Here is a 22,657-nt window from a genome sequence, read left to right as displayed (position 1 = left end):
ATCGCAAAGTCTTGAGATGAAGGCCAGAGAGCCTGTCACAACGGTCTCTTGTTCAATCAAGTGTACTTCACCTTACTCCCTATCCAAGGAAATTTGATGGCCGGCAGGCCCCGCTTTCCGGGATGCAAACTGGGAGCGGATTTCGCCAATGTTTTCCCCGGTGTGGGAATTCCCACAGCCGAGCCTGGTTCGACTGTCATATCCTTGTTGCAACGTCAGGCCCGCCGGCTCGTGTGCAAGCCGGCGAAGGGAAAGGGAACAGTCATGAAATTCTTGGCTCCCGTCACAAAACTTGCTGCGGGGTTTCGCAAATTCGTCGCGCCGCGCTACCGCCCGGAGCTTTATTACATGCGTGGCCCGGGGCCAGCCACCGCCCGCCGTATGGGCACGCCGCGGCAAAACCAATCCATCGACCACTACGCCTAATTTGCCTCGCGGACGGCTGACGCTCTCGCCCGGAGTGCCGTTCGCGCCGTTCCGTACCGGTCAATTCAGATCAATGAAGGGACGATCTGATCATGGTTATAATTCATGCTGCCGCCATTGGTCCATTTCGCAGGTGGTTACGCCTCCGCGCCGAGCGAAAAGCTCTCTTGTCGGCAACGGACCAGTTGAGCCGTTTACCCGATGACGTCCTTGGCGACATCGGCATCTCACGTGACGAAATCATGTGCGATTTGCGAAGCCGCGCCATCCGTCATGCGGAGGCAGGCGCGGCCGGCACGACGATCGAGCGCACCAGGATCGTTTCGGCCTCGATCCCGAGACGGTTGGCTGCCGGCAGTGGCTACGCCTCGGCCGAGATCCCCTTTGGCTGGTCCACGAGCGCGCGATCGAGCCTTACATCGCGGCTTCGACAAGCAGCGGCGCGCGGACGGGACCTTCGAACGGCACTACACCTGCGACCCCAAGGACTGAATGTTGACCGACGGGAGCTGGGGAGGATATCAAAATGATCATGTCAGTTGTTAAGTCCCTCGCCTGTGACGCTCGGCACCGTGCTGATCGCAATCAGTCCGGCTTCATTGTCGGCTTCTGACGCTCGGGATCTCGCGTTCGCTCACGCTGACATGCCAATCAAACAGCTGAAAGACGTCTATTTGGATTGCGAGCGGGGAGGCCGCCGGTGCGCTGGGGACGGAAGACGTGATGTACTGTTCGATGCGCGAGTTCCGACTAGGCGCGCGATAGCAGTTTGCGCATAATCAACGATGCATGGCCTTCTGCACCGTGCGACGCGGCCCTGCGATCGACCACTTCGAACCATGTTTGCGGTAAAAGGCCATTGCCCCGTCGTTTCCCTCGACCACTTCGAGTGCGATGCTCGGGATGCCGGAATGGGCGGCAAAGACAGCGTGCAATATATTAGCGGCTAGCCCCGGTGCCGTACTCGCCAGCAGCTCCGGCCGGTCGGCGCGAGCGCCGGATGCCTTCTCGCGATAGACGCCGGCGATGTAGTACCCGGCATCCCTCGCCCCAGCGATGATCGATTCCTGGCGATCAAGATCCTGCCCTTGCGTACTGACCCGCAGATAAACACGAGCAACGGGCATATCCCCCTCCCGCTCGGCTCATTTAGATATACTTCAATGCGCTCTGGCTCAGAATTCGGCAAGCGGATAGCCCCATAGGCTGGGTCAGAAATACGCCGCAGCAGCCGCCATGATTGCGGTGGTCGCGAAACTGCCCATTGTGGCCCCTGAACATTAAGCGGGCACCGATATACGATAGAAAAATCAAAGCATGAACACCGGCCCGCTTTCGGACTCGCGGGCTTATCCCAAGCGAGTCGAAGGGCGCGGTAAGGTGGAGCCCCGCCATTTGGCCCGTATAAATGGATGACATGTTCTGCCACTCGCCTTCGACTTGGATTCGCTTAGGTAGCCCCTCTGTCCAATCTGTTCAGGCTTTCGCCCAGTACGACAAGCGCGATGCCGAGCAACGCGATATCCTTGATTAGGAACTGGCCGAGGGGACCGAGCGCTGGAAAGCCCAGCGCAGGCTCCCAGATCGGCAGGACAATCATGATCGAACAGGTGACCAGGAAAATTAGCGCGGCCAAGGCCCCGCCGGTCACACCGGCGCGCGCCGACCAGGGGTAGGCAATCAGCAGAAGCGCGGTCGCGATCTCGATGACGCCAAGCACATAACAGGCACCGGCCTCACCAAAGACTGGATACATCCAGGCGAGCCAAGGCGTGCCGCCGATCAGCGGTCTCAACGCCTCGATCTCGACCGTCGTGAACTTCATCCCGCCGATCATGAGAAGCGGCAGTATGACCCCGGTCAGGGCGACGATCCGTCCGGCTTTCCTGATCGCGGCGATCTTTCGCGCCCACGGCCGGGGAGTTGTCTCGTCTTGACCTTCAGGCTCTGATGTTTTGAGAACCGCCATGAGTATCCTCCTCCTGTTCGATGACACTGGGGCTCAAGGTTCAATCGGTGTCGTAGATTTCGCTGGCTACTGTCCAGCCTCAGACTGTGCTCGCACGTTTTGCAGCAAGACCACCGCAAGGATGGCTGCAGCCAGCGCCACCAACGCGCAGATGCCGGCAGTCATCTGGAACGCCTGAGTGAACACCTCCCGCGCTTTGCCGAGCAAATCGGAACCGAGCGCCTCCGGCAAGGCGAGCCCAACTGCCACGGCGCCTCCCAGCGTGTCCTTGGCAACACTGATTTCTTGCTCGGATACCCCGTCCGCAACCATCCCGGTCATGCCGCTGCGATAGATTGCGGTGACGATGCTGCCAAGGATCGCGATGCCGAGCGCGCCACCCAATTCGCTGCTGGTTTCCGCGATGCCGGAGGCCGCACCGGCTTGCTCGGGTTCAACGGTCCCCACGATGAGGTCGGTGGCCAACGTGAACACCGGCGCAAGACCTAGGGAGAAGACGCTATAGCCTATGACGACGATCGCGAGATCGGCCTGACCACCACTGCGGGTGAGAATGAGAAATCCGGCTGCCGCAAGCGCAAGGCCGGCCGCCATCACATAGCCCGGGCGAGCCCTGCCAACCGCGATTGGGGTCAGCATCGAACCGGCGATGAAAGCAACGGCGGAAGGCACGGTCCACAGGCCCGCTACAAACGGTCCCATCCCCAGCACCAGTTGCAGGTATTGCGCGATGAAGAGAAACGAGCCAAACGCGACGAAGAAGCCGAGAACGTTGACCGCCAATGAAGCGCTGAAGGCGCGCGAGCGAAAGAGCCGCAGATCGATCAGGGGGTTTGTCAGCCGCGGTTGGCGCACGGCGAAAACCGCGCCGACAGTCACACCGAAGAGAATGGCGGAGGCCGCCTCCGGGCGGAGGCCGTGTTCGGCGATATCCTTGATGCCGTATATCACCGAAAGCACGGCGACAAGCGACAGCCCAGCGCTCAAGATGTCGAGCCGACCCGCTTCAGGATCGCGATACTCGGGCAGGACCATCGGACCAAGCACCAGCAGCGCAACCATGACCGGTACCGCCACGAGGAACACGGAGCCCCACCAAAAATAGCTCAGCAGGATGCCCCCGACCAACGGACCGATGGCAGAGCCCGCAGAGAAGCTGGCGATCCAGACGCCGATCGCAACCGTACGCTCCCTCGGGTCGAGAAACATGTTGCGGATCAACGAAAGGGTCGACGGTGCAAGCGTCGCCGCGGCAATCCCGAGCAGCGCACGCGAAACGATCAACATTCCGGCACTTGTGGAGAACCCTGCGAAGACCGAAGCTATTGCAAATGCCACCGCGCCGATCAAAAGCAGTCTGCGGCGGCCGATGCGGTCGCCCAACGTGCCCATCGTGATCAGGCATCCGGCAAGCAGAAAGCCGTAAATGTCTACGATCCAGAGAAGTTGGGAACTCGACGGCTTCAAGTCGGCGCTCAAACGCGGCACAGCCAAGTTCAAAACCGTCAGGTCCATGGAATAGAGCAGGCACGGCAGCGCGATAACTGCGAGCCCGAAACATTCGCGGCGTGTCGCTCTGGGCGCGGTTATGTCGCTCGTGACGGCCTCACTGAGCTCCAGAGCACACGCTACGGCACCGCCAGTCGCACCACCTGGGTCGGAAATTGTACCGATCTTGTTCTCTGACGCCATGCCTTGATCTCCTTGTCCGCCAAGCGGCTGGTCAATTGCCACCGCTGTTTCGATCGCTGGATTACTCCGATGCGCTGCTCAGTCCGGCTTGTATGGGTACGAGTGGTGTTCGTGAGCGATGATCCAGCGGTCACCCTCTTTCCGCAATCCGACGGTAAGGCGAAGGCGGGTTGTCGGATCCTTTTCAAGCTCGTCCTTCGTACCGCACCGCAGCAATGCGGTTGCAAAAGCAACCCGGTCGCCCGCCGTGACATCCAGCCGCTCGATCGCGAAAACGCCGCCGTATTTGAAGTGGTCGAAGAACGGACCCCAGCTATCCCGGTAAGCCTCCATTCCACGAAGTTCGTTCGGGGGTGGGACATCGAACATCACGAGGTCCGTCGCGTGATCCGCCATGATCGTCTCCAGGTCTTGCTGCTGCACGGCGTTCGCCCAGCGCTCGATAAGCGCCTGGATGTGTGCCTCAGCGTCACGCTCCTTGTTCACCATTAGAACTCTCCTCCTCCTCGATATTCTTCCGTCAAGCTGGTTCTGTATCGAGGACGATCGGGAGGCGTTCAATCCGACATTGGGTGATCATACTTGGCTCCGTCCAGCCAATCCGGCTGCTGCGACGCGTGTTCTTGAGTGTCAGCTTAGGGAGAGACGTTCAACTTTCCGTGGGTCGCGAGAGGGTCAAAGTCACTGGTTTCGGTCAACGTCCGCTTACGAGCCGCCAAATCGGCCCAGCAAGGTCCGGTTTGGTCAACTTGAGCCGGTAGCGGTCACTCGAAGGTTCGCTTCACTGAGAGCCGACACCAGGCGAAACAGCTTTTGATGTTTGGCGCGCCGCTCGGGGATGTCCATCTCCGGATGTGACTGGAATTCGGCTCCTGTCGTCCGCGCGCATGACAGGTCAAAGCCGCTGCTCGTGTCAGGATGTCTGTGATGAACCTAGGACCGGAGGACGTCATGGATATTTACAGTCTCGTTGCCGCGAACCTTCAAACTTCGGCTCGTCGGTCGCCGATGAACGCCGAAGCCGAAAACCGCTACTATTCGAAGCAGCTCGCCGTGCCCCGCTTTGGCCCGGGGCTGCTTCGGTCGATCGCCATGACGGCCAGCGTAGTCCTGGTGATCGGCATCGTCCTGATTTGGCCATGCATGCAGCGCATCGTGGGGTCGTTCGTCGGCTCCGCCTACGGCGCCGGGCAATTCTACAGCCGCGCGGTCAGCGAGGCCCGTGATCTGACCACGAAACTCTCGATACCAGAGACGAGGACCTGGACGGCCCGGTAGGCTTCGATAATCGCGCCCAACGCAAGCGCGAGTTCGCAGCCGACATGGGCCTGCAGGCCCACGTGCTTCGCATGGCAGCCGAAGGTGCCGTCTCGGCTTACGAGGACATCACAGGCGAAACCTGGAAGCCCTACGCTCGCCCGGTCGAGCAGCCTGCAAACTCGGTCGACCAAAAGGCCGCAACGGTCCAAATGGCAGCCTTCGAATAGGACGATCGCGGGGCTTTGCCCCGCCTTCCTTCAGCGTCCGCAACGCCATTGCGACCTGGTTCTGAAAAAGAAAAAAGGGCCGACGGAAAACCGCGGCCCATAACGTGTGAAGGTCATGGACCTCCAGAGGGGAACAGCTACTGCGGCGGAACTGGGAGGAAGCCGCCATGTGCATCAACTGAAGTCTGTATGCACGAATCACACTGCACTTAATTTTTGTGCAGTGCAGCTATGCGTTCGCGGCTCGTTTGACCGCAATCGTCGCGCTGGCGGTTTCCGCTTTGATAGGCCGTTCAAGCCAACCCTACCCGGTGATCAACGGCAACTTATGTAGCCAGCGATCCGTGGTGACTTGATCCAGCACGAAGGCCGCAACGTTTTCGCGCGAAATGGAGCCTCCGCGGAACTGGTTCAAGTTCGTGAGCGTCTGGATCGTGGTGCGTGCAGGCTTGTTGTTGAGAACTGAAGGACGGACAATAGTCCAATCCAGATCGCTGCCCTTGAGGATTGCCTCCTGACGATTCTTGTCGGCGTAAACCTTGCGCAGGAGTAGAGGGAAGATCAGCTTGTCGAAGAGGAAACCGCCGTGCCCTGCGCTGTCGCCAGCGCCCATACCGGTGATGGCGACGAGACGCGAGACGTGTTCCGCTTTCATGGCGCTGACAAGCGCTCGGGTCGCGGTCGAAAGAAGGGTGACTTCGCGAAATGGGCTTGCCGGTGTGCCGAGCGCGCTAATCACGGCATCGCGACCCTTGACGGCCTGGCGCAACACCTTCTCGTCACGGGCGTCTCCAACGACGATCTTCACTCCCTTCATGTTTGCGGCCTTTTCCGGCGAGCGCACCAGGAGGGTGACATCGTAGCCGCGGCTTACGGCCTGGCTGACGACATGGCGGCCGGTCGGCCCGGTGGCACCGAGCACCAGGATATTCGGTGCGGCGGCGAAACGTGTTTCAGAGACGGGTGTGGTCATGATTTTGGTCCTCTTGAAAGCCTGGCGCCTCTCAGGGGGCCGCCCTGTTGGGTTCAAAGGCGGCCCTCTGCGAGCAGTTCGCGGGTCCGCTTCAGCGTCGACAGCAGGGCCGACTTGTAGCCCTTGTCGCTGTCGAACTGCGTCTGCTCGGCTTGTTCCTCTGGGCCATCAGCCTCCTTGCCGCGCAGGCCGAGGTAGCAGTAGAACTTCAGCTGCAGTGCGCCGGCTTCGTCCTCGAAAAGCTCATTGATAATGGCGCCTTCGCGTGGGCCGGTCGCCTGGAAGAAGGTGACCTTGCTCTGCGGCTCGAGGGTGATGATCTCCCTGATGTCAGAGCCGGCGATGGTGGCTTCGCGCACGAAGTGGGTATCACTTTCCTCCACGACATCGCAGCGGGTGCAGAGACCCGGCGGGAGGAACAGGCGCGCGTCGCGCGCCTTCAGTTCCAAACCCTTCCATACTTGCTCCCGGGTTAGCTTTGTTTCGCCTTCCGGATTCACCGGGACGGTTGCGGTCGAATAGATCATGTTGATGGTCCTTTGTTTGAAATTGTGGCTGATTGCCTCAGGCAGAGGCAGCGGTTTCCGAGGCAAAGTCGCGGTAGGAGTGGAGCGGACGTCCAAGAAGCGTCGTCAGGCGCTCGACATCACTGCCCTCGGGCAGCATGCCATCGGTCAAAAATCGCTCGCCCATCATGCGCATGTCGTAGGCCATCCATGGAGGCATGAACTGCTTGAGGTTCTGCTCGAAGGCAGCCGTATCGCCGCCGCCATAGTTGATCTGGCGAGCGAGCACGTCCGACCAGATCGCGGCGATATCCGCTCCGGTAAGGGTATCGGGACCGACCAGGTTGATGCGAGTGATCGGGAGCGGCTGTGCGGCCTGTTCGCGGCGCAGCAGCTCAAGGGCAGCAACCTCCGCGATATCGCGAACGTCGATCATGGCAAGCCCCTTGTCGCCGACGGGCATCGGGTAAACGCCGTAGCCAGCGATGACGTCCTTGATCGTCAGATCGTTCTGGATGAAGTAGGCCGGACGCAGGATGGTAGCGTGAAAGCCCATCTGCTCGATCATCCGCTCGACGCCGAACTTGCCGGCGAAGTGCGGCACGTTCACGTAGACGTCCGGGTGAATGACTGACAGGTAGACGATCCGTTCGACGCCAGCCGAGCGGGCGACGTTGAGGGCGATCAAAGCCTGGGTGAACTCGTCTGGTGCGACAGCGTTCAGCAGGAAGAGCGTCGAGACACCGTCGAAGGCGGTACGTAGGGAGTCGACGTCCAGGAAGTCACCTTTGACGACGGCAACACCTGCCGGGAAATTGGCCTTGGAGGGGTCGCGGACGAGAGCGCGGACATCAGCGCCGCGGTCGACGAGGTGATGGATGACTTGGCCGCCGATATTGCCGGTGGCGCCGGTAACGAGAATGGTGATGGGATTTTCTCCGGGTTGGTATTGCTTGACACCCGGAATATGGCTGGTTCATTCTTAAACCAATAGGCTGTTAATTTAGACACTTCGTCTCACAGGTGGAACGATTATGGATCTCGTCGCCCTTGCCGATTTCAACCTTGTCGCGCGTCACGGTGGCTTCGGCAAAGCGTCGCGGGCGTCCGGCCGTCCCAAAGCGACCTTGTCCCGACGGGTTACGGAACTGGAGGCTGCCCTTCAACTTCGGCTCTTTGAACGTGGCGCGCGCAACCTCAAACTCACTGAGGAAGGACGCGCCCTTCATGAGCGGACAGCCTCTCTGCTGACGGAGCTCGACGAAACGGCGGCCACGATCGCGGCGGGCGGGGACAAGCCGCGCGGCAGGTTACGGATCAGCGCGCCGCTGCTGTTTTCGCAGACAGCCATGGGCAGGATCGCGGCGGGCTTTGCACTGAAATATCCCGACGTGCGGTTGGAAGTCACGACAGAGGACCGAGCCGTGGACATGATCGAGGAAGGTTATGATCTGGTCATCCGGGTCAATCCGGACCCAGATGAAAGTCTTGTCGGCCGAGCCTTTCTGTATGATCGCCTGGTCGTCGTGGCAAGCCCCGGTCTGCCCCGGCCGGCCGCGGATCTCTCGGTGCCAGGTGTCGTGCGTGGGGCCAGCGATCGGCAGACCTGGAACGTCGTGACTTCAGAAGGATCCGCGACGATCGGGATCGAGCCCATTCTCGCACTGTCGTCCCTCATCATGGTTCGGGATGCCGTGCGAACCGGCGTAGGCGCTGCTCGTGTGCCGATTTCGCTGGTGAGTCACGACCTGGCCGACGGCACTTTGCTGCACTGGGGTGATGTCGAGGGTTCCGAGATCGCGCTGTGGGCGCTTTACCCGTCGCGGCGTCTGTTGAGCGCGCGTGTATCTGCCTTCCTGGATTTTCTGAAGCAGGCTTTTCCCAACGGAACGCCCGATGAACTGGCGGCCTACATCGGCAAGTGAGGGGCCAAAGCAGCCTGCTCCACATTTTGCAATCGGGCCGGCGTTACCCAGCGGTGTTTACCCGCGAATAGGCGCCGGGCGGCATTCCCACATGCCGACTGAACGCGACGCTGAAGGCGCTTGCCGAGCCATAGCCGACGCGTTGCGCGATCTCCGCCGTGACAACATCCTTGCGAAGGAATTCCTTCGCCAGCGCCATGCGCCAGCCGGTCGCGTATTCCATCGGGGCCACGCCAACCTCCCTCCGGAAACGATCGAAGAAGGTCGAACGGGACATGGCAGCATCCCCGCGAGTGTTTCCACCGTCATGCTGCGACCTGGATCCGCGTGAATCCGGCGCAAGGTCGGTGCCAGCAGCGGATCGGCCATACCGCGCAGGAGACCGGGCGGGGCCGCGGCGCTTGCCGTTGAACGCAAAGCTTCGATCAACAGCACCTCCAACAACCGGTGAAGCACCATCTCACGGGCGGGCCGGTCGGCTCTCGTTTCGTCGTTTATCATCCCGACCAGCATCATCAGCCGCTCTTCGCCCTGGACATGGATAACCTCTGGTAGCAACGAGACGAGAAGAGCCTTGTCATCCGAGCCAAAGGCACAATGGCCAACCATCGCCTTGATTTCGGCGGTCGCTTCTGGGTCACCGAGCCGGAGGACACCCGGGCTGGTCTCAAGACGTTGGGCAAGGGCTCCGCGAGGAGGTGGTTCCAGGCTGCTCATCGTGAACGAGAAGATTTCCGGAACCAGCACGAAGTCGCCGGCCATCAGCAACATCGGAGCAGCTGCCCCATGTCGAACTCGTCGCGGACGATTCCGGACATCTCCTCCCGGCGGAACGCGAAGCCGTAGTCGAACAGGAAGTCGTCGCCGTAGCCCGACACGTAGGGCATTGTCCACCCGCGCTGTGCCTTAGTTGCCATCAGCTTCTCCAGCGGCGCCCGCGACATCGCGATGAGCGTCACGTCGCGGTCGTTCACGTGCGTGACCATGCCGCCCAGCCCATCGCCGACCGAGGTGCAGCCCGGGCACGCCATCTTCCAGTCCTCCCCGAACATCAGGTGATAGATGAGGAGCTGCGAGCGGCCATCGAACAGCTCCGGCAAGGACTTCGGCCCGTCGTCGGTGGCGAAAGCGTAGTGCTTCTCGACCGGAACCCAGGGCAACTCCCGCCGTTGCTTGGTGACGCGCCGTTCGTGCGCCGCCAGCTCCCGCTAGGCCGCCAGCAGCTCCTTGCGGGCGGCCTGCCACTCCTGCTCAGTCGCGACCTCCATCCGACCTCCCCATGTTCGACCTCGTCCTTGTTGAAACCGCGCGGCAGCGGAAAACTCATCGGCACCTCGAAGTCGACGACCTCCGCGACCCGTCCGTCCTCGAGGGCCTCGAGGCGCAGGACGGACAGGGCGAGCGGACGGTAGCCCGGCTCACCCGACGAGCACAAGAGCAGCATCGTCTGGTTGGTCCCGAAGCGGTCGTTCCATCGAGCCGATTGCTACCCGCGGGACGCGCCATTTCCTGACTTTGCCGTTTACGCCGCGAAGGTCGCGGCTCGAAACCAAACCGGACGGTCATCCGATCCTGTCCTGGGCTCCAGCGGCAGGTTTTGGCATCGGGACCGTCATGCAGGCGTAGTGGCCACGATCATTGCGCTCGTGAACCCGCCCCGCCTCTTCCGGCGATCTGATTGCCTGTCGCGAGCGGCTCAGGTGCTTTTGAGCGTGCCGTTCATCCCTTCCGGATAGAAGCCGCCCTTGCTCACTCCATCCTTGTCGGTGAGATAGACGATCCGGAGCACCTGTTGCGGTGTTCTGGTGAAGGCGATCGCGTCGGGCGTTGAAGGAACGATGTTGGCTTTGCGGTCCACCTGGATCCCCTGGTCCTTATCGTCCGATCCGTCGATTTTGTCCCGGGCATCGGAGACAACGTTGGCGGCCTTCCAGGCTTCCTCTCCCTTCCGGTATAGCGTAGATCGCGCCATTCCCATGTGGTAGGCCTCGACCGCCAATATGCCAGCGGCGGCGGCGAGGAAGTCCTTGTTCTTCAGAACTGTCGCCGCACCCGCATAGGCGGTGACGCCGACATCCTCGAACAGCAAGCCGCCGAGAACGAAGTTCGTTTCGTTACCGAAGGGATCGAAGTCCCGCCCGAGGCCCGCTGCCTCCGCAACCGCCTTGAAGCCCGCATCGAAATCGATGGCCGGCCTGTCGACGGCGTTCTTTCCAAGCGTCTTGCGGTAAAATCGGACGTGCGCGAGTTCGTTTTCCGCAACTTCCTGCATGAATTCGCCGATGGCCGGCGTCTCGAACGAGACTTGCTTTCCGCCAACGACGTCGCCGGATTTCGAGCCGGCATCGGCTGCGTCGATGCCTTTTCCGGTGGTGCCGCGGAGGTAGTATTCAGCCTCCATATATTCGAGGTTGAGCGCAAAGCGGAAAATGTCTTCGTCCTGCACGTCCTCCTGGGCATAGGCGCGAGAAACCGGCGTCAGGCCCGTGGTGGTGGCGAGGGTTGCTCCCAAGCCGAACTGCAACGCGCGACGGCGCGAAATATGAATTGAAGGCGTGACACGGATCCTGACTTCCTCCCAAAAGTCCGCCGGTATCACCTGTTGGCACCTGATCGCGGGCCAGCCTTTCTAACCCCGTCAAACTCGATAAATGTTCCTTCGGTTGTCGCGCATTTTCGCCAAATGTTGTGCTTCGAATCCGAGCCATGACCTTGAGCTGATTATGGGCGACTGATGTCTCTCGTCTTGTCGAGAAGCTAGAGATCACAACTGCATCGATGTAGCCTTTTATGACCAGTGATATCTACGTCATAGGCGTCATTTGCGCTGGCCGGTGCTTCGGCGCCAATACACAAGCGAACGCCGATTGGCTTATTCGATCGAAGCCAAGGGCGACACGGCCGGTCCGTTCAAGGCGCTGCCATCAATGGCAAAGTGCGAGCCGTGGCAGGGGCAATCCCAGCAGCGTTCCAGCGAGTTCCAATGAACATGGCAACCGACATGAGTACATGCGGCCGAGCGCTTGTGGAGCGTGCCGTCCTCATCGCGAAAAGCCGCGACTTTGGTAAGCCCTTCGCGCACGATAGCGCCCTCTCCCGGCCGCAGCTTGTCGGCGGAATCGATTTCGCCAGGCGCGATATACTCGGCAAAACTCTTGATCGCTGTCGCATTCTGCGCCAAATAATCGCCGATCGCGCGTGCCGTCTTGCGAGAGGGTTCGTAAAGTTCCCGCCAGGGGCTTTCCCCCTTGAGAATCAGGTCGGAAATCAACAGGCCTGCCACGACCCCATGGGTGATGCCCTGGCCGGAATCGCCGGTTGCAACGAAGACACGCCGGTCACCGGGATTGCGACCGATGAACCCGGCATAGTCGACGGTCTCCATCACCTGCCCGGACCAACGGTTGGTTTCCATCCCGACATCGGGCACCAGCCTTTTGGTCCAGGCCGCCAGGGCCGCGAAGCGTTTGCCGGCATCATCGGCCCGTCCTGTTTTGTGGTCTTCACCTCCGACGATCAGGAAGTCGGTCCGACCTTTGCCAGGCTGAAGCCGAACGTAGTGATAAGGGTCTTCAGTATCCCAATACAGCGCATCCGGTAGGATATCGCGCGCGATCTCGAATGACATCGCGTAGGTCCGATAGGGCGCTTGTTTGGTATGAAGGGCGACCCGATCGTTGATCGGCGAGTTGGTGGCGACAACGGCCGATTTGGCAGACACGGCAAAGCCTGAGACCGTGGTTACGCGCACGCCGCCGTCGGTCTCCTCGACCTTGTCGACGATAGTCTCCGCATAAAGCATGCCGCCGCGCGCGCGAATGCCCGCAGCCAGCCCGCGGAGATATTTGAGCGGGTGAAATGTCGCCTGATTGGCGTAGCGAAGGACGGGCGTATCCGAAAAGCCTGCAAACGGCACGCCTGCGGTTTTCTCGACGTCGACACCAATCTTCAGAGCGGCGTCCAGTTCGCGCTCGATGACGGATTCCTTTCTGCCTGACGCCGGAAACAGAAAGCCGTCGAGGCGGCGGAAATCACACGCAATACCCTCCGCCTCTTGGATTGCTTGGATACGGTCGATAACGGCCGACTGGCTTTGGTAGTAAATCCGCGCCAGTTCCTCGCCGCGCAATTTGATCAGTTCCGAAAAATAGTCGTCGCAGATCGATGACAGATGCGCGGTGGTGCGTGCCGTCATGCCGCTTCCGATCCGGCCGCGATCAAGCACTGCCACCTTTTGCCCGGCGACAGCCAGTTCGTAGGCGACCGACAGTCCGGCAATGCCAGATCCGACGACCACGACATCGACCTGTTCACTCCGCTCGAGCGGAACCGCCTCAGGCGCGACTTCGGTTGCCGCCCAAAGCGATACAGTCCTTTCATCGCTGACATTCATGGCGGAACTCTCCAGGGCATCGATCAGGAAATGGACGCGAGGGGCTAAAAGTTCCCGCTGCGTTTGTACGCCGATCTAATGCGCTAAGCTCCACGGACTGCGCAGGTGGGAAGCACCCCCTTCGCGCGGGTTTCCAGGCCAGCTGTTTCAATCGCCAGTTCGAAGCGTTAGCCGCATTCGCGGACAATTGCCGTGGTCCGCCAACAGCGAGAACGCTGGCCACATCTGACAAGGCGCAACCAGTACGTGACCGTGTAGTGTCTGGACGATCTTGAAGGCATCCCCATGCAGTGTTCTATGAGTAGACACCTCGAAGTTCCAGGATACGATGCTGTGCGACTTAAATGGCCGCGCCCGATTGTCGCCGTTTGGGGCGCGCCTGACCGCCCGGCCTTCAGGACCACGTTGCCTCGGCCGATACCCACTGATGGAATGCGGCGATACGAGGGTCGGTCCAGCAATCTCTTCTGCAACACAAGTAATAGGCCTCCGTGTCGTCAGAGATCTGCATATCCTTGAACGGCAGGACCAGTTCTCCCTTGGTGATCTCTTCGTGGAGCACAGAGAGGTCTCCGATCGCGCCGCCCTGGCCCATGGCCGCGGCACGATAGGCCATATCGGCACTGGGAAAGACCTCACCCGAGTTCACGTCAAGAAGGTTCGGCACAAATCGCCCAGCCCAAACTTTCCAATCGTGCCGATCAGACGTTTCATGCAGCAGGTTATGGTGAACCAGGTCGGCAGGAGAGGTTAGTGGCACCCCTCTCTCCAGCAGCTTTGGAGAGCAAACTGGGGTGCCGAACGATTGCAACACTAGCACCGCGTCGATATCTTTCGGCCCATTTGGATTACCGCAGTCAAAGGCGAGATCGAACTCACCTCCGAAGAAAATTTCCCAATCATAAGGAGCGGTCGTTAGCAATGGCGTGCAATCGGTGTCCGGGTAACATCACGTCGAACTCGACATCAAAGACCAGTTGGAGGTCGCATATCAGCCGATCGAGCGTGTGTATTTTCCAGAGATGGGCATTGCATCGGTGGTCGCCACCATGACCGGTGGGCGGCAAAGCGAAGTCGGCATCGTCGGCCACGATGGCGTGACAGGGGTTGGCGTTATCCTCGGCCAAGACAGGTCTCCCAATGAAACCTATATCCAGGTCGCCGGCAATGGCTGGATTCTGCCCGTTGAAGACCTTCGCGCTGCGATTGCAGCAAGCCAGTCCCTTCGCGAGTCGCTGCTTCGCTATGCCCACGCGTTCCTCGTGCAGTCGTCCCGGACCGCGCTGGTCAACGGCCATTCCAAAATCGAAGAGCGGTTGGCCCGCTGGCTGCTGATGGTCCAAGACCGCGCCGAAGGAAACAAGATCTACCTGACGCATAAATTTCTGCCGACCATGCTTGGTGCCCGGCGCCCCGGCGTTACCACCGCCCTCCAAATGCTTGAATATCGGGGGCTGGTTCACGCCAAACGCGGCGAGATCGCAATCGTCGATCGCGTTGGAATGATAAAACTCACACACGGTGCTTACGGCGAGGAGGAGCAAAGTCACTTCGGCCTAGCCTCCGCCTAACTGTTCGGAATCGGACAAACCCTTGCAGGCTGCCGAATTGGTGCCATAAATCGTGTTGGTTTGGGTTTCAGGGAGGAACTCACATGACCAATACTTTTCACACCGTCACGGTTGAAAGAGCCGCCGAAACCTATGTGCTCTCTAGGGGCAAGGCCCACTTCCTCTCCATCGCACAGGCAATCCGTGCCATCCGAACGCTCATGCCGGCATGCAAGGCTACCGACCGCGAACTGGAGGAGTTAGTGGCGGCAGCATGCATCATTCACGGTGTGCCCGTCGCATTCGACTTCAAAACAGCCGTGGCCGCAGAACCACAGCTCCATTCATAGGGCCGGTGATGCCTGCGCTCGCGCAGACGCCTACCTTGTTGGACGTTCGCCAAGCGATTGTCCGCTACCTGATCGACAACATCGGCAGCCCGAGGATTTCGATATCCGAGGTTAGCCACACTATCAGGAGAATGCTTCCCTTTGCGAACTGACGGACTGGGAACTTGGCGATCTCATTGCGCGAAGCGCGATCGATGCGGGATTCGCGATTGAACTCGACGCCGCAGATCCCTAGGACGCCTGTCGAGGCTCAATAGCGGAACAGCCGCTTTAGCCATGTGGCTCCCAATCACGGACGGTCAGGTTCCGGCCCCACACCGGTCGTTCCGTTGGTCCGGCTTAGTGGACGCGTCTGTCGATCCGGCTCGGCCGAACCAAGACGACACAGGCCGACAGCGACGCCTCTGTACTGCTCGTCGGCCGCCCGGTGACGGTGCTGCAATCGTGGCTCGAGCGCGCCGAAATATCTGAAGCCGCCGTGTTTCGCGGCATCGACCGGTGGGCAATCTCGAAAAACGAGCGCTCACGTCGCAGGCCGTCAATCTGATCCTGAAGCGCCGCGTCGCCGAGGCCGGGCTCGACCCGCAAGCCTTCTCCGCCCACGGCCTGCGCTCCGGCTATCTTACCGAAACCGCCCTTCGCCAAAAAGACGTACAACCGCTCTGGAGCCCGGTCGGGTGGGGCTCGGTTGCCTGATGCACGACCATTTTTTTGCAGCCGCCCACAGTTAAGAGCGCACAACCAGCGGCACGAGGCCCTCGTGTCGCTCGTCGAGATAGCAGACGATGCGGTCGCCGACGCGCTGAAAAGTGAGGTCGACCTTCACGTCACCGACCGCTAAGTGCCGGAGGACGATGTTGTCGATGCCTATCGGCAGCCGAGGGCGTTCGACATTGATCTCGCCCTTCCAACCATCGATCCGAATCCCGAGACAGGCTTGCAGCATCATGAAGGCGGATCCGGCGGACCATGCCTGTGGCAGACAAGCCACGGGATAGGCCACTGGCGCATCACCGATCGCACGCGTAAACCCGCAGAATAGCTCCGGGAGCCGCATGTTGAAACGGACCGCCGCCTCGAACATGCTGCTCATAAGCTTCACGACACTGGTGCGCTCCTGGTAGCGGGCGAGCCCAGCGGCACAGATTGCCGTATCGTGCGGCCAGATCGAGCCGTTGTGATAGGACATCGGATTGAATGGAAGCTCGTCGTCGGCCAAAGTCCGAACGCCCCAACCGCTGTGGAGATGGGCTGATAACAGCTGCTCGGCAACTGATTGCGCCCGTTCAGCTGACGGTAGCCCGACATAAAGCAGGTGACCGGGGTTGGAGGCGCGCACCGCGCATTGCTTGCCTTCGCCGTCGATTGCCAAGGCATAGAAATTGCGGTCTGGCATCCAAAACTGCGTCTCCACTGCGTTGCGGATCCTTTCTGCCATGCCGCTCCAGTGCGCTGCCTTGGCGACATCGCCGCGCTTGGCGGCCAGCGCAGCCATGCCTTGATAGGCTGCGAAGACGTAACCTTGCACCTCGACCAGTGCGATTGGTCCCCTGGGTATCGTCCCATCGCTATGGAAGATAGCGTCTGCGCTGTCCTTCCAGCCCTGGTTGAAAAGCCCCGTATCTGCCGCCCTGCTGTAGGTCACGAAACCCTCTCCGTTGCGGGCTCCAACCTCCTCCATCCACGCGATGGCCGCACACAGCGAGTCCCACATGCGATCGACCAACTCGTCATCGCCCGTGCGATCGGCATAGGACCAGGCCAGGTAAACATAAAGCGGAGTGGTGTCGACGCCGCCGTAGTAGCGGCCGAACGGTAGCTCTCGCAGCACAGCCATTTCCCCCTTGCGCGTTTCATGCATGATCTTGCCGGGCTCGGCATCGTCAAATATCGAAGTCTCTGTCGACTGATAGCGGGCAAGGAACGCCAGGACCCCGCGGGCAAGGTCGGGGTTGAGCCACAGCATTTGCAAGGCGGAAATGACGCCGTCGCGGCCGAAGGCTGTCGAGAACCAGGGAATACCGGCGTACGGATAAGGCCCGGTCTCCAGATCAGTGGTCAGCAACGCTATGTCGGCGCGCGTGCGCGTGAGCCAGTCATTGAACACGCGGCCGGAGCTGAAGACGGTGGCGCCCTGTCGACGCTTTGAGCGCATGGCAAACCGCGCTCGCGCCGCGGCCGCGCGGAAGCGATCACTGGACGGGATTTCCTCGCTGTGACCGACCTCCAGATGGAGCGCTCTGCTGTCGCGCATCCCCACCAGAATGAGGAACTCGGCGTGATTGGGGTGCATCTCATGGGGCGTCATCGAAAACGCGATGACGGATTGGCGCTCCACATTGTCGAGACCCTCGTAGCGAAACGTCACTCTTGACTCGCCCACTAGCGCGTCATGCGCGCGACCGCGCCGGCTGCGCGTAGTGCCGCGCACCTCAAACATGTCACGGAAATCGGCGTCGAAGTCGAACCGGACCGGCAGCAGCACCTCGCGCGCGGAGTAGTTCGTGAAGATGACGCGCTCGAACATGCGGTCTTGCCAGATGAACCGGGTCCGATCGATGTGCACGACGCCCGGCAGCGTTTCACTACCGTTCGGCCCGATGGTGGCCAGATTTGTAAGATTGGCGGTGAATAGGATGTTATCTTGCGATAGCGAGGCGCCAAGTAGTGAGGGCATGCGGCCGCCGATGAACAGACGGAAGCGCGACAGCACACGCGTATCGTCGCGGAAAAGCCCGTCGCCGGTGCCTCGTATGTCGCCGTAGCTGTCCGCGACGATGAAGCAGTCCTCGTGCTTGAGAGCAAATTGCCTATGCGGCTCGCGCGGCGCCGATTCGTCGAGCGCCGGGAGAGCCACAGCTGGATCAAGCTTGCGTTCTTCGACTTCAGTGGTCATGTCAGCCCTCCTGTTCGAAAGAGACTTGGGCGGTGGAGACTTGGGCGGCGCAGGCACACATGCTTCCCCATCAAGGCCGGCGCCGAACCATCCTCATCGACAGCGTCTCGCATCAATCCCGCACTCGGCGCGCGATCGCGGAGAGCCTCGTTCGAATTCTTGGCGAATGATTGGCGAATTCTGCTGTAAAGCGCGATCAAAAGCGGCTCGAAGCCGATCGGTTCTAGGCCGGTTCGATCAAACAGGCCTGACCAGCTGCATTTCAGCGCGGCCATTTCGAGAGCCAAATGCAAATCGCTTGTTGCCGGCGAGCGAGCGGTAGACCGCCATATAGTCGCTGCACATGCGCCCGACCATGAACCGCCTTTCAAAAGTTTCCCGTACCCGTCCGCGATCGAGACCGCCTATCCGCCGTACAGCCTCCACAGCTTCGTCGACGCTGTCCACTATCAATCCGGACACGCCATCATCGATGACCTCTGGAACGGCGCCGCGGTTGAAGGCTATCACCGGGGTGCCGCAGGCCATTGCCTCGATGGTTACAAGGCCGAACGGTTCGGGCCAGTCGATCGGAAACAGCAGCGCTGTCGCATTGCCCAAAAACTCCGCCTTCTGCTGCTCATCGATCTCGCCAATGAACTCGACATTCGAATATCGAAGCACCAGGGGCTCAACTCGCTCCGCCCAAAATGATTGGTCAACCGCGTCGATTTTGGCCGCGATCTTCAGCGGCATTCCAGCGCGGGCGGCGATTTCTATCGCCACTTCCGGGCCCTTTTCCGGTGAGATGCGGCCAAGAAATGCCAGATATCCCGAGGCTTTCCGCCGGAATGGAAGAATATCACGCGGCAGGCCATGGTAGACCGTTCCGAGCCAATTGACCGGCGGCATGGGCCGGCGCTGGTCATCGGAAATCGAGACCAGCGGAATGTCGTCGAACATCGCGTAAAGCCGCGCCAGGAACGGAAGGTCGAGCCTGCCATGAAGCGTGGTAACGGTTCGCTGCGCGAACTCTCGAATTATCGGAAAGTGGAGAACATCGACATGAAAATGCAGTGCATCGAATTCATCCGCCCGTTTACGGACCTGTTCAAGCATCATGATGTGGTAGGGAATATGGTTTTGGGACTTGGGATTCAGGCGCAGTGCAACATCGCAACACGCCACCAGTTCGGCCGAAGTGCGTGAATCACCGCTGGCGAACAAGGTCACCTCGTGGCCCTGTCGAACCAGCTCTTCCGTCAGATATGAAACGATGCGCTCGGTCCCGCCATAGAGCCTGGGGGGTACAGATTCGATAAGAGGTGCAATCTGGGCGATCTTCATTTTTGCAGGACATCGTGAAAGTGAAAAGTCGGCCTTCAACGAGAGCGGGCGACGCGCACACCTCTCCTTGTATTGCACCGACGCCAACTCTCGAATTGCTAATATGTTCCCGGGAAGATCACCCATCGTGACGTTCGGGCTAGGCAAGGCTTGAGGGCCTAGGTCCTGATCTTTGCGGAATGTTCGCGGGGTGCGGGCATTCCGGCATGGCATCGACCGCGAGCGCCGGCATCAAGGTGATCATATTCTGGGTCAACGTGGCGTGTCGAAGCCGCTTCAGCGGGGCCGAGTTTATTCGCAGAAGAAGCATCATTCTCCAGATCCCCCCTGTAGCGCGAGGCGCGTCCGTGGCAGAACTTTGGCATGGCACGCCTTGGCCCGCTGCTGGCATTTTTAGCGCTCTATGCCGCAATGTATGCTGCATTCGGGACAGCGTCCCCGTTCTGGCCACGGTATTTTGAGGCGCGCGGCCTGACACCTGAAGAGCTGGGCGTTCTGTTCGGGCTAGGCAACGCAGCCCGGCTGATTGCCGGACCGCTCGCCAATCGAATTGCAGATCTTCTCGGTGCCCTCCGCATCACCCTGGCGGTCTGCATCGGGATCGCGGTAGCGGCGACGCTTGGGCTGGCTGCCGTGCAAGGCGTCTTTCTTCTGTTGGTCGTCTATCTGGCCCAGTCAGCCGGGCTGGCACCGATCACAACCCTCGCCGACGCCCTTGCGGCGCGCGCATCGGTGCGCGAGCCGGGTTTTGAGTATGGTTGGGTGCGGGGTGCGGCATCAGCGGCCTTCGTTGCTGGCACCCTCGCGGCTGGCCAGGTGCTCGGAGTTTTCGAGCTGGATGCGATTATATGGATGTACGCCGCGCTGCTCGCCGGAGCGTTGGCTGCCGCCGCGCTGGTGCCGGAATCAGACACCGGCGCCGAGCGGGCTGCGGACCCGGTCGGGCAAAGCGTAATCGGCGGGCTGCGCGAGCTGCTCGGTCTCCCGACTTTCCGGCGCATCGTCATGATTGCGGCGCTGATCTATGGCAGCCATGCAATGCATGACACCTTCTCGGTCATCCGCTGGACGGCGGCCGGGGTCGGCACGGCGGCGAGCAGCATACTTTGGTCGGAAGCCGTCGGAGCGGAGGTGGTGGTGTTCGTTGTGGTCGGGCCGATCCTGCTGCGCCGGCTTGGCGTGGCCGGGGCCGCTGCTCTGGCCGCGGTGGCCGGAATCCTGCGCTGGGTCGTGGAAGCGGAAACGGCGGCGATCTGGATGCTTGCGTTCGTGCAACCGCTTCACGGCATTACCTTCGCACTGCTGCATCTTGCCTGTATGCGTGTTATCGCCAGCAGCGTGCCGGCACATCTTGCCGCCACGGCGCAGGCCCTTTACGCGATCGGCCCGGGGCTGGCCACCGCGGGCCTTGTCTGGGTATCAGGTCAGCTTTATGGAGCCTATGGCCCGCCCGGGTTCCTCATGATGGCGGGACTCTGTGTGCTGTCCCTTCCGCTAGTAATTGGACTTCGTGAAAGGCCCCCACCATCGGATTGACGCGTATGAGGGCGATGGTCGCCGATTGTGCGAGCTTCTCAGCCAAGGGGTGGTAGCGGCGGAATGGGGAAGATGCCAGAGGGGCTCGTCAGCGCCCTCGAGCTTCGGCTTGAGTATTTGCACAAACGAGTCCAGCGGGGGGTTATACCGAAGGCGGATGGGAAACAGCGACTGGAAGACAAGATCGTTCAGGATGCAACAGTCACGGTGCTCAATGCATCTATGAAGGCGACTTCTGCGGTTTCTCCTACGGGTTCCGGCCCGGAAGAGGACCACACGGCGCATTGGATGCCCTGTACATCGCGATTGACCAACGGGAGGTGAACTGGATCGTAGACGCCGACACCCAGAACTTCTTCGGGACGGTCAGTCCGGAAAGGCTGGTTCGCTTCATCGAACACAGGATCGGCAACAAGCGCATCATCCGCTTGATCCGCAAATGGCATAGACATGCTCGGACATGACCTCGCGAACGGTCGTGTTGCCGGCTGAGCGCTCCTCGGCGACACCGCGCATCACGATATCGCGGTCGGTCACCATGCCGACCAGCATGTCATTCTCCCGACCGGAAGGGCGCCGAGATAGTCGGCCCGCATTTTCCGGGCGGCAACCGCTATGAGGAAAGGCCTCTGTTCACTTGCTATGCGCTTTAATGTGCATATATTGTGCGTATGAGAGGTCGGAGATTTGCCATGACCCACGCACAGCTCGCACATTCCGCGGTGGTCTCAGGCTTTGTCGATAGCTTGCAGGAACCACGCACGCCCTATATCTCGCCGAAACGCCTGTCGCAGGCCCTCGGCGTGAAGGTGGCCAACCTGGCGCAGTTAACCGGTGTTCATCGCAACACGCTGCGCAATCCCGCATCGGAACGCCTGCAGGGCCGGATGCGCGAAATGGTGAAGGTGATTTCGGCCGCGACGGAACTCACCGGTAACGTCGACAAGGCGATCTACTGGTATCGCAACGAGCCCATCGCCGACTATGGCCATCGCACGGCGGCCGAGCTCGTTGCGGACGGCCAGGTCGAGGCGGTTCTGGCCTTCATCAGGGATCTCGAGAACGGGGCGCGCGGGTGAGAATCACCCACGTCGGCCCGGACGAGATCTTTCACCGCTATCTGACACCCAAATGGGCATTCCTGCCCATCAGCGGTGCGGGCGCGGCGATCGACGGCGGCCGCTTCAATCGACCGGGCGTCGAGGCGCTTTACCTGTCACGCGCGCCGCAAACGGCCCTCGATGAATACAAGCAGAGCGCCAGCATCATCCCGCCGGCCACCCTTGCAGCCTACAAGATCACGCTCGCCGAGGTCGCCGACCTTTCGCAGGGGTTCGACCCAAACGTCTGGGACGACATCTGGCAAGGATGGGATTGTGCGTGGCGCCAGATCGCCCGCATCGACAGGAACGTCCCGCCATCGTGGAAGCTCGCGGACCTGGTCATCACGGCTGGGCTTCGCGGTATCCTGTTTCCGTCGCTGCGCCATGCCGGCGGCACCAATCTGGCGATCTTCTCGGCCAATCTTGTCGAAGAGGATCGCGTCGCGGTCCATGATCCCGATCATCGGCTGCCGCACGATCAGTCGTCCTGGTCCTGAATTGCCGCCTCTCGCCAAGGGCGCAACG

At 60.8% G+C, this 22,657-nt stretch carries 22 protein-coding genes and 3 pseudogenes; 10 read left to right on the top strand and 15 right to left on the bottom strand.

The features are described 5' to 3' along the window. Positions 1–96 precede the first annotated feature (96 nt). The gene (locus NKI54_RS29900; RefSeq protein WP_352579284.1) at positions 97–426 is read left to right on the top strand and encodes a hypothetical protein; all 330 of its coding nucleotides are present in this window, start codon (positions 97–99) and stop codon (positions 424–426) included. Positions 427–1,205: 779 nt separating this feature from the next. Here NKI54_RS29900 and NKI54_RS36575 read toward each other — a convergent pair. The 4 genes from NKI54_RS36575 to NKI54_RS29880 form a co-directional block, all read right to left on the bottom strand. Next, positions 1,206–1,553, bottom strand: coding sequence for a recombinase family protein (locus NKI54_RS36575; protein WP_502896729.1), 348 nt, complete (start codon positions 1,551–1,553; stop codon positions 1,206–1,208). A 323-nt stretch (positions 1,554–1,876) separates the two neighbouring features. Beyond that, the gene (locus NKI54_RS29890; protein ID WP_352693232.1) at positions 1,877–2,395 is read right to left on the bottom strand and encodes a YkgB family protein; all 519 of its coding nucleotides are present in this window, start codon (positions 2,393–2,395) and stop codon (positions 1,877–1,879) included. Between the two features lie 66 nt (positions 2,396–2,461). Then, positions 2,462–3,985: an MFS transporter gene (locus tag NKI54_RS29885; RefSeq protein WP_502898270.1), complete on the bottom strand. Its 1,524-nt coding sequence runs from the start codon at positions 3,983–3,985 to the stop codon at positions 2,462–2,464. Positions 3,986–4,165: 180 nt separating this feature from the next. Further along, on the bottom strand, positions 4,166–4,576 hold the full coding sequence (locus tag NKI54_RS29880; RefSeq protein ID WP_352693228.1) for a YybH family protein: 411 nt from the start codon (positions 4,574–4,576) through the stop codon (positions 4,166–4,168). Between the two features lie 654 nt (positions 4,577–5,230). Between NKI54_RS29880 and NKI54_RS29875 the strand changes: the two are divergent. Then, positions 5,231–5,574, top strand: a pseudogene (locus NKI54_RS29875) (hypothetical protein); the annotation flags it as partial. 304 nt (positions 5,575–5,878) lie between these two features. Here NKI54_RS29875 and NKI54_RS29870 read toward each other — a convergent pair. The 3 genes from NKI54_RS29870 to NKI54_RS29860 are packed head-to-tail and all read right to left on the bottom strand — an operon-like array spanning position 5,879 to position 7,981. After that, positions 5,879–6,547, bottom strand: a complete 669-nt coding sequence (locus NKI54_RS29870; protein WP_352693226.1) for an NAD(P)-dependent oxidoreductase — start codon at positions 6,545–6,547, stop codon at positions 5,879–5,881. Between the two features lie 53 nt (positions 6,548–6,600). Continuing rightward, entirely contained in the window at positions 6,601–7,074 is a 474-nt protein-coding gene (locus NKI54_RS29865; RefSeq protein ID WP_352647973.1) for an SRPBCC family protein, read from the bottom strand. A 37-nt stretch (positions 7,075–7,111) separates the two neighbouring features. Continuing rightward, positions 7,112–7,981 (bottom strand): SDR family oxidoreductase, encoded by an 870-nt coding sequence (locus tag NKI54_RS29860; protein ID WP_352693245.1) that lies wholly within the window; start codon positions 7,979–7,981, stop codon positions 7,112–7,114. 106 nt (positions 7,982–8,087) lie between these two features. On the opposite strand from NKI54_RS29860, the gene NKI54_RS29855 reads away from it, so the two are divergent. Continuing rightward, positions 8,088–8,978 carry a LysR family transcriptional regulator gene (locus tag NKI54_RS29855; RefSeq protein WP_352693224.1) on the top strand — a complete coding sequence of 297 codons (891 nt, stop codon included), beginning with the start codon at positions 8,088–8,090 and terminating at the stop codon, positions 8,976–8,978. A 43-nt stretch (positions 8,979–9,021) separates the two neighbouring features. Here the strand turns inward: NKI54_RS29855 and NKI54_RS29850 are convergent. Together NKI54_RS29850 and NKI54_RS29845 are read right to left on the bottom strand one after the other, a co-directional pair. Further along, positions 9,022–9,752 (bottom strand): annotated as a pseudogene (locus NKI54_RS29850) (helix-turn-helix transcriptional regulator); the annotation flags it as partial. Then, positions 9,740–10,180, bottom strand: a complete 441-nt coding sequence (locus NKI54_RS29845) for a DUF899 family protein (RefSeq protein WP_352693243.1) — start codon at positions 10,178–10,180, stop codon at positions 9,740–9,742. The pseudogene NKI54_RS29850 and the gene NKI54_RS29845, both read right to left, overlap by 13 nt. Before the next feature lie 77 nt (positions 10,181–10,257). Between NKI54_RS29845 and NKI54_RS29840 the strand changes: the two genes are divergently transcribed. Next, positions 10,258–10,491 (top strand): hypothetical protein, encoded by a 234-nt coding sequence (locus NKI54_RS29840; RefSeq protein ID WP_352450333.1) that lies wholly within the window; start codon positions 10,258–10,260, stop codon positions 10,489–10,491. A gap of 183 nt (positions 10,492–10,674) precedes the next feature. Here NKI54_RS29840 and NKI54_RS29835 read toward each other — a convergent pair whose 3' ends face one another. From NKI54_RS29835 to NKI54_RS29825, 3 genes are all read right to left on the bottom strand, one after another. Continuing rightward, positions 10,675–11,490, bottom strand: a complete 816-nt coding sequence (locus tag NKI54_RS29835) for a ferritin-like domain-containing protein (RefSeq protein WP_352693222.1) — start codon at positions 11,488–11,490, stop codon at positions 10,675–10,677. A gap of 360 nt (positions 11,491–11,850) precedes the next feature. Further along, a complete protein-coding gene (locus NKI54_RS29830) occupies positions 11,851–13,371 on the bottom strand; it encodes an FAD-dependent oxidoreductase (RefSeq protein ID WP_352693220.1) in 1,521 nt (506 codons plus the stop codon). Between the two features lie 394 nt (positions 13,372–13,765). Continuing rightward, positions 13,766–14,293, bottom strand: a complete 528-nt coding sequence (locus NKI54_RS29825; protein ID WP_352693218.1) for a LysR substrate-binding domain-containing protein — start codon at positions 14,291–14,293, stop codon at positions 13,766–13,768. A gap of 55 nt (positions 14,294–14,348) precedes the next feature. On the opposite strand from NKI54_RS29825, the gene NKI54_RS29820 reads away from it, so the two are divergent. The 3 genes and pseudogenes from NKI54_RS29820 to NKI54_RS29810 all read left to right on the top strand — a co-directional run. Then, positions 14,349–14,942 carry a Crp/Fnr family transcriptional regulator gene (locus tag NKI54_RS29820; protein WP_352693216.1) on the top strand — a complete coding sequence of 198 codons (594 nt, stop codon included), beginning with the start codon at positions 14,349–14,351 and terminating at the stop codon, positions 14,940–14,942. An 83-nt stretch (positions 14,943–15,025) separates the two neighbouring features. Then, positions 15,026–15,271, top strand: a complete 246-nt coding sequence (locus NKI54_RS29815) for a hypothetical protein (protein WP_352693214.1) — start codon at positions 15,026–15,028, stop codon at positions 15,269–15,271. 352 nt (positions 15,272–15,623) lie between these two features. After that, positions 15,624–15,913, top strand: a pseudogene (locus NKI54_RS29810) (site-specific integrase); the annotation flags it as partial. 85 nt (positions 15,914–15,998) lie between these two features. On the opposite strand, the gene NKI54_RS29805 reads toward NKI54_RS29810, so the two are convergent. Both NKI54_RS29805 and NKI54_RS29800 read right to left on the bottom strand, forming a co-directional pair. Further along, the gene (locus tag NKI54_RS29805) at positions 15,999–18,167 is read right to left on the bottom strand and encodes an amylo-alpha-1,6-glucosidase (RefSeq protein ID WP_352693212.1); all 2,169 of its coding nucleotides are present in this window, start codon (positions 18,165–18,167) and stop codon (positions 15,999–16,001) included. 237 nt (positions 18,168–18,404) lie between these two features. Beyond that, positions 18,405–19,493, bottom strand: a complete 1,089-nt coding sequence (locus tag NKI54_RS29800; protein WP_352693210.1) for a glycosyltransferase family 4 protein — start codon at positions 19,491–19,493, stop codon at positions 18,405–18,407. Positions 19,494–19,856: 363 nt separating this feature from the next. Here NKI54_RS29800 and NKI54_RS29795 point away from each other — a divergent pair, with 363 nt between their 5' ends. Next, a complete protein-coding gene (locus NKI54_RS29795) occupies positions 19,857–21,029 on the top strand; it encodes an MFS transporter (protein WP_352693208.1) in 1,173 nt (390 codons plus the stop codon). A 420-nt stretch (positions 21,030–21,449) separates the two neighbouring features. Here NKI54_RS29795 and NKI54_RS29785 read toward each other — a convergent pair whose 3' ends face one another. Next, positions 21,450–21,581 (bottom strand): CBS domain-containing protein, encoded by a 132-nt coding sequence (locus NKI54_RS29785; RefSeq protein ID WP_352450421.1) that lies wholly within the window; start codon positions 21,579–21,581, stop codon positions 21,450–21,452. A gap of 140 nt (positions 21,582–21,721) precedes the next feature. Between NKI54_RS29785 and NKI54_RS29780 the strand changes: the two genes are divergently transcribed. Then, positions 21,722–22,108 (top strand): hypothetical protein, encoded by a 387-nt coding sequence (locus NKI54_RS29780; protein ID WP_352450324.1) that lies wholly within the window; start codon positions 21,722–21,724, stop codon positions 22,106–22,108. Beyond that, complete coding sequence (locus NKI54_RS29775; protein ID WP_352693206.1) at positions 22,105–22,629, top strand: RES family NAD+ phosphorylase; 525 nt, start codon at positions 22,105–22,107, stop codon at positions 22,627–22,629. The genes NKI54_RS29780 and NKI54_RS29775 overlap by 4 nt, the downstream gene beginning before the upstream one ends. The last annotated feature ends 28 nt before the right edge of the window (positions 22,630–22,657 follow it).

It is taken from the genome of Mesorhizobium sp. M0663, from assembly GCF_040320585.1.
GTDB lineage: Bacteria > Pseudomonadota > Alphaproteobacteria > Rhizobiales > Rhizobiaceae > Mesorhizobium.
Note: the sequence above shows the minus strand (reverse complement) of the source record. Positions and strands in the feature narration are given on the sequence as shown.

Bases quoted from the DNA above. Each gene is read 5' to 3' on its own strand.
- NKI54_RS36575 (WP_502896729.1), bottom strand. From the start codon at position 1,553: ATGCCCGTTGCTCGTGTTTATCTGCGGGTCAGTACGCAAGGGCAGGAT.
- NKI54_RS29840 (WP_352450333.1), top strand. From the start codon at position 10,258: ATGTTCGACCTCGTCCTTGTTGAAACCGCGCGGCAGCGGAAAACTCAT.
- NKI54_RS29890 (WP_352693232.1), bottom strand. From the start codon at position 2,395: ATGGCGGTTCTCAAAACATCAGAGCCTGAAGGTCAAGACGAGACAACT.
- NKI54_RS29830 (WP_352693220.1), bottom strand. From the start codon at position 13,371: ATGAATGTCAGCGATGAAAGGACTGTATCGCTTTGGGCGGCAACCGAA.
- NKI54_RS29865 (WP_352647973.1), bottom strand. From the start codon at position 7,074: ATGATCTATTCGACCGCAACCGTCCCGGTGAATCCGGAAGGCGAAACA.
- NKI54_RS29815 (WP_352693214.1), top strand. From the start codon at position 15,026: ATGACCAATACTTTTCACACCGTCACGGTTGAAAGAGCCGCCGAAACC.
- NKI54_RS29780 (WP_352450324.1), top strand. From the start codon at position 21,722: ATGACCCACGCACAGCTCGCACATTCCGCGGTGGTCTCAGGCTTTGTC.
- NKI54_RS29800 (WP_352693210.1), bottom strand. From the start codon at position 19,493: ATGAAGATCGCCCAGATTGCACCTCTTATCGAATCTGTACCCCCCAGG.
- NKI54_RS29795 (WP_352693208.1), top strand. From the start codon at position 19,857: ATGGCACGCCTTGGCCCGCTGCTGGCATTTTTAGCGCTCTATGCCGCA.
- NKI54_RS29870 (WP_352693226.1), bottom strand. From the start codon at position 6,547: ATGACCACACCCGTCTCTGAAACACGTTTCGCCGCCGCACCGAATATC.
- NKI54_RS29880 (WP_352693228.1), bottom strand. From the start codon at position 4,576: ATGGTGAACAAGGAGCGTGACGCTGAGGCACACATCCAGGCGCTTATC.
- NKI54_RS29900 (WP_352579284.1), top strand. From the start codon at position 97: ATGGCCGGCAGGCCCCGCTTTCCGGGATGCAAACTGGGAGCGGATTTC.
- NKI54_RS29855 (WP_352693224.1), top strand. From the start codon at position 8,088: ATGGATCTCGTCGCCCTTGCCGATTTCAACCTTGTCGCGCGTCACGGT.
- NKI54_RS29785 (WP_352450421.1), bottom strand. From the start codon at position 21,581: ATGCTGGTCGGCATGGTGACCGACCGCGATATCGTGATGCGCGGTGTC.
- NKI54_RS29805 (WP_352693212.1), bottom strand. From the start codon at position 18,167: ATGACCACTGAAGTCGAAGAACGCAAGCTTGATCCAGCTGTGGCTCTC.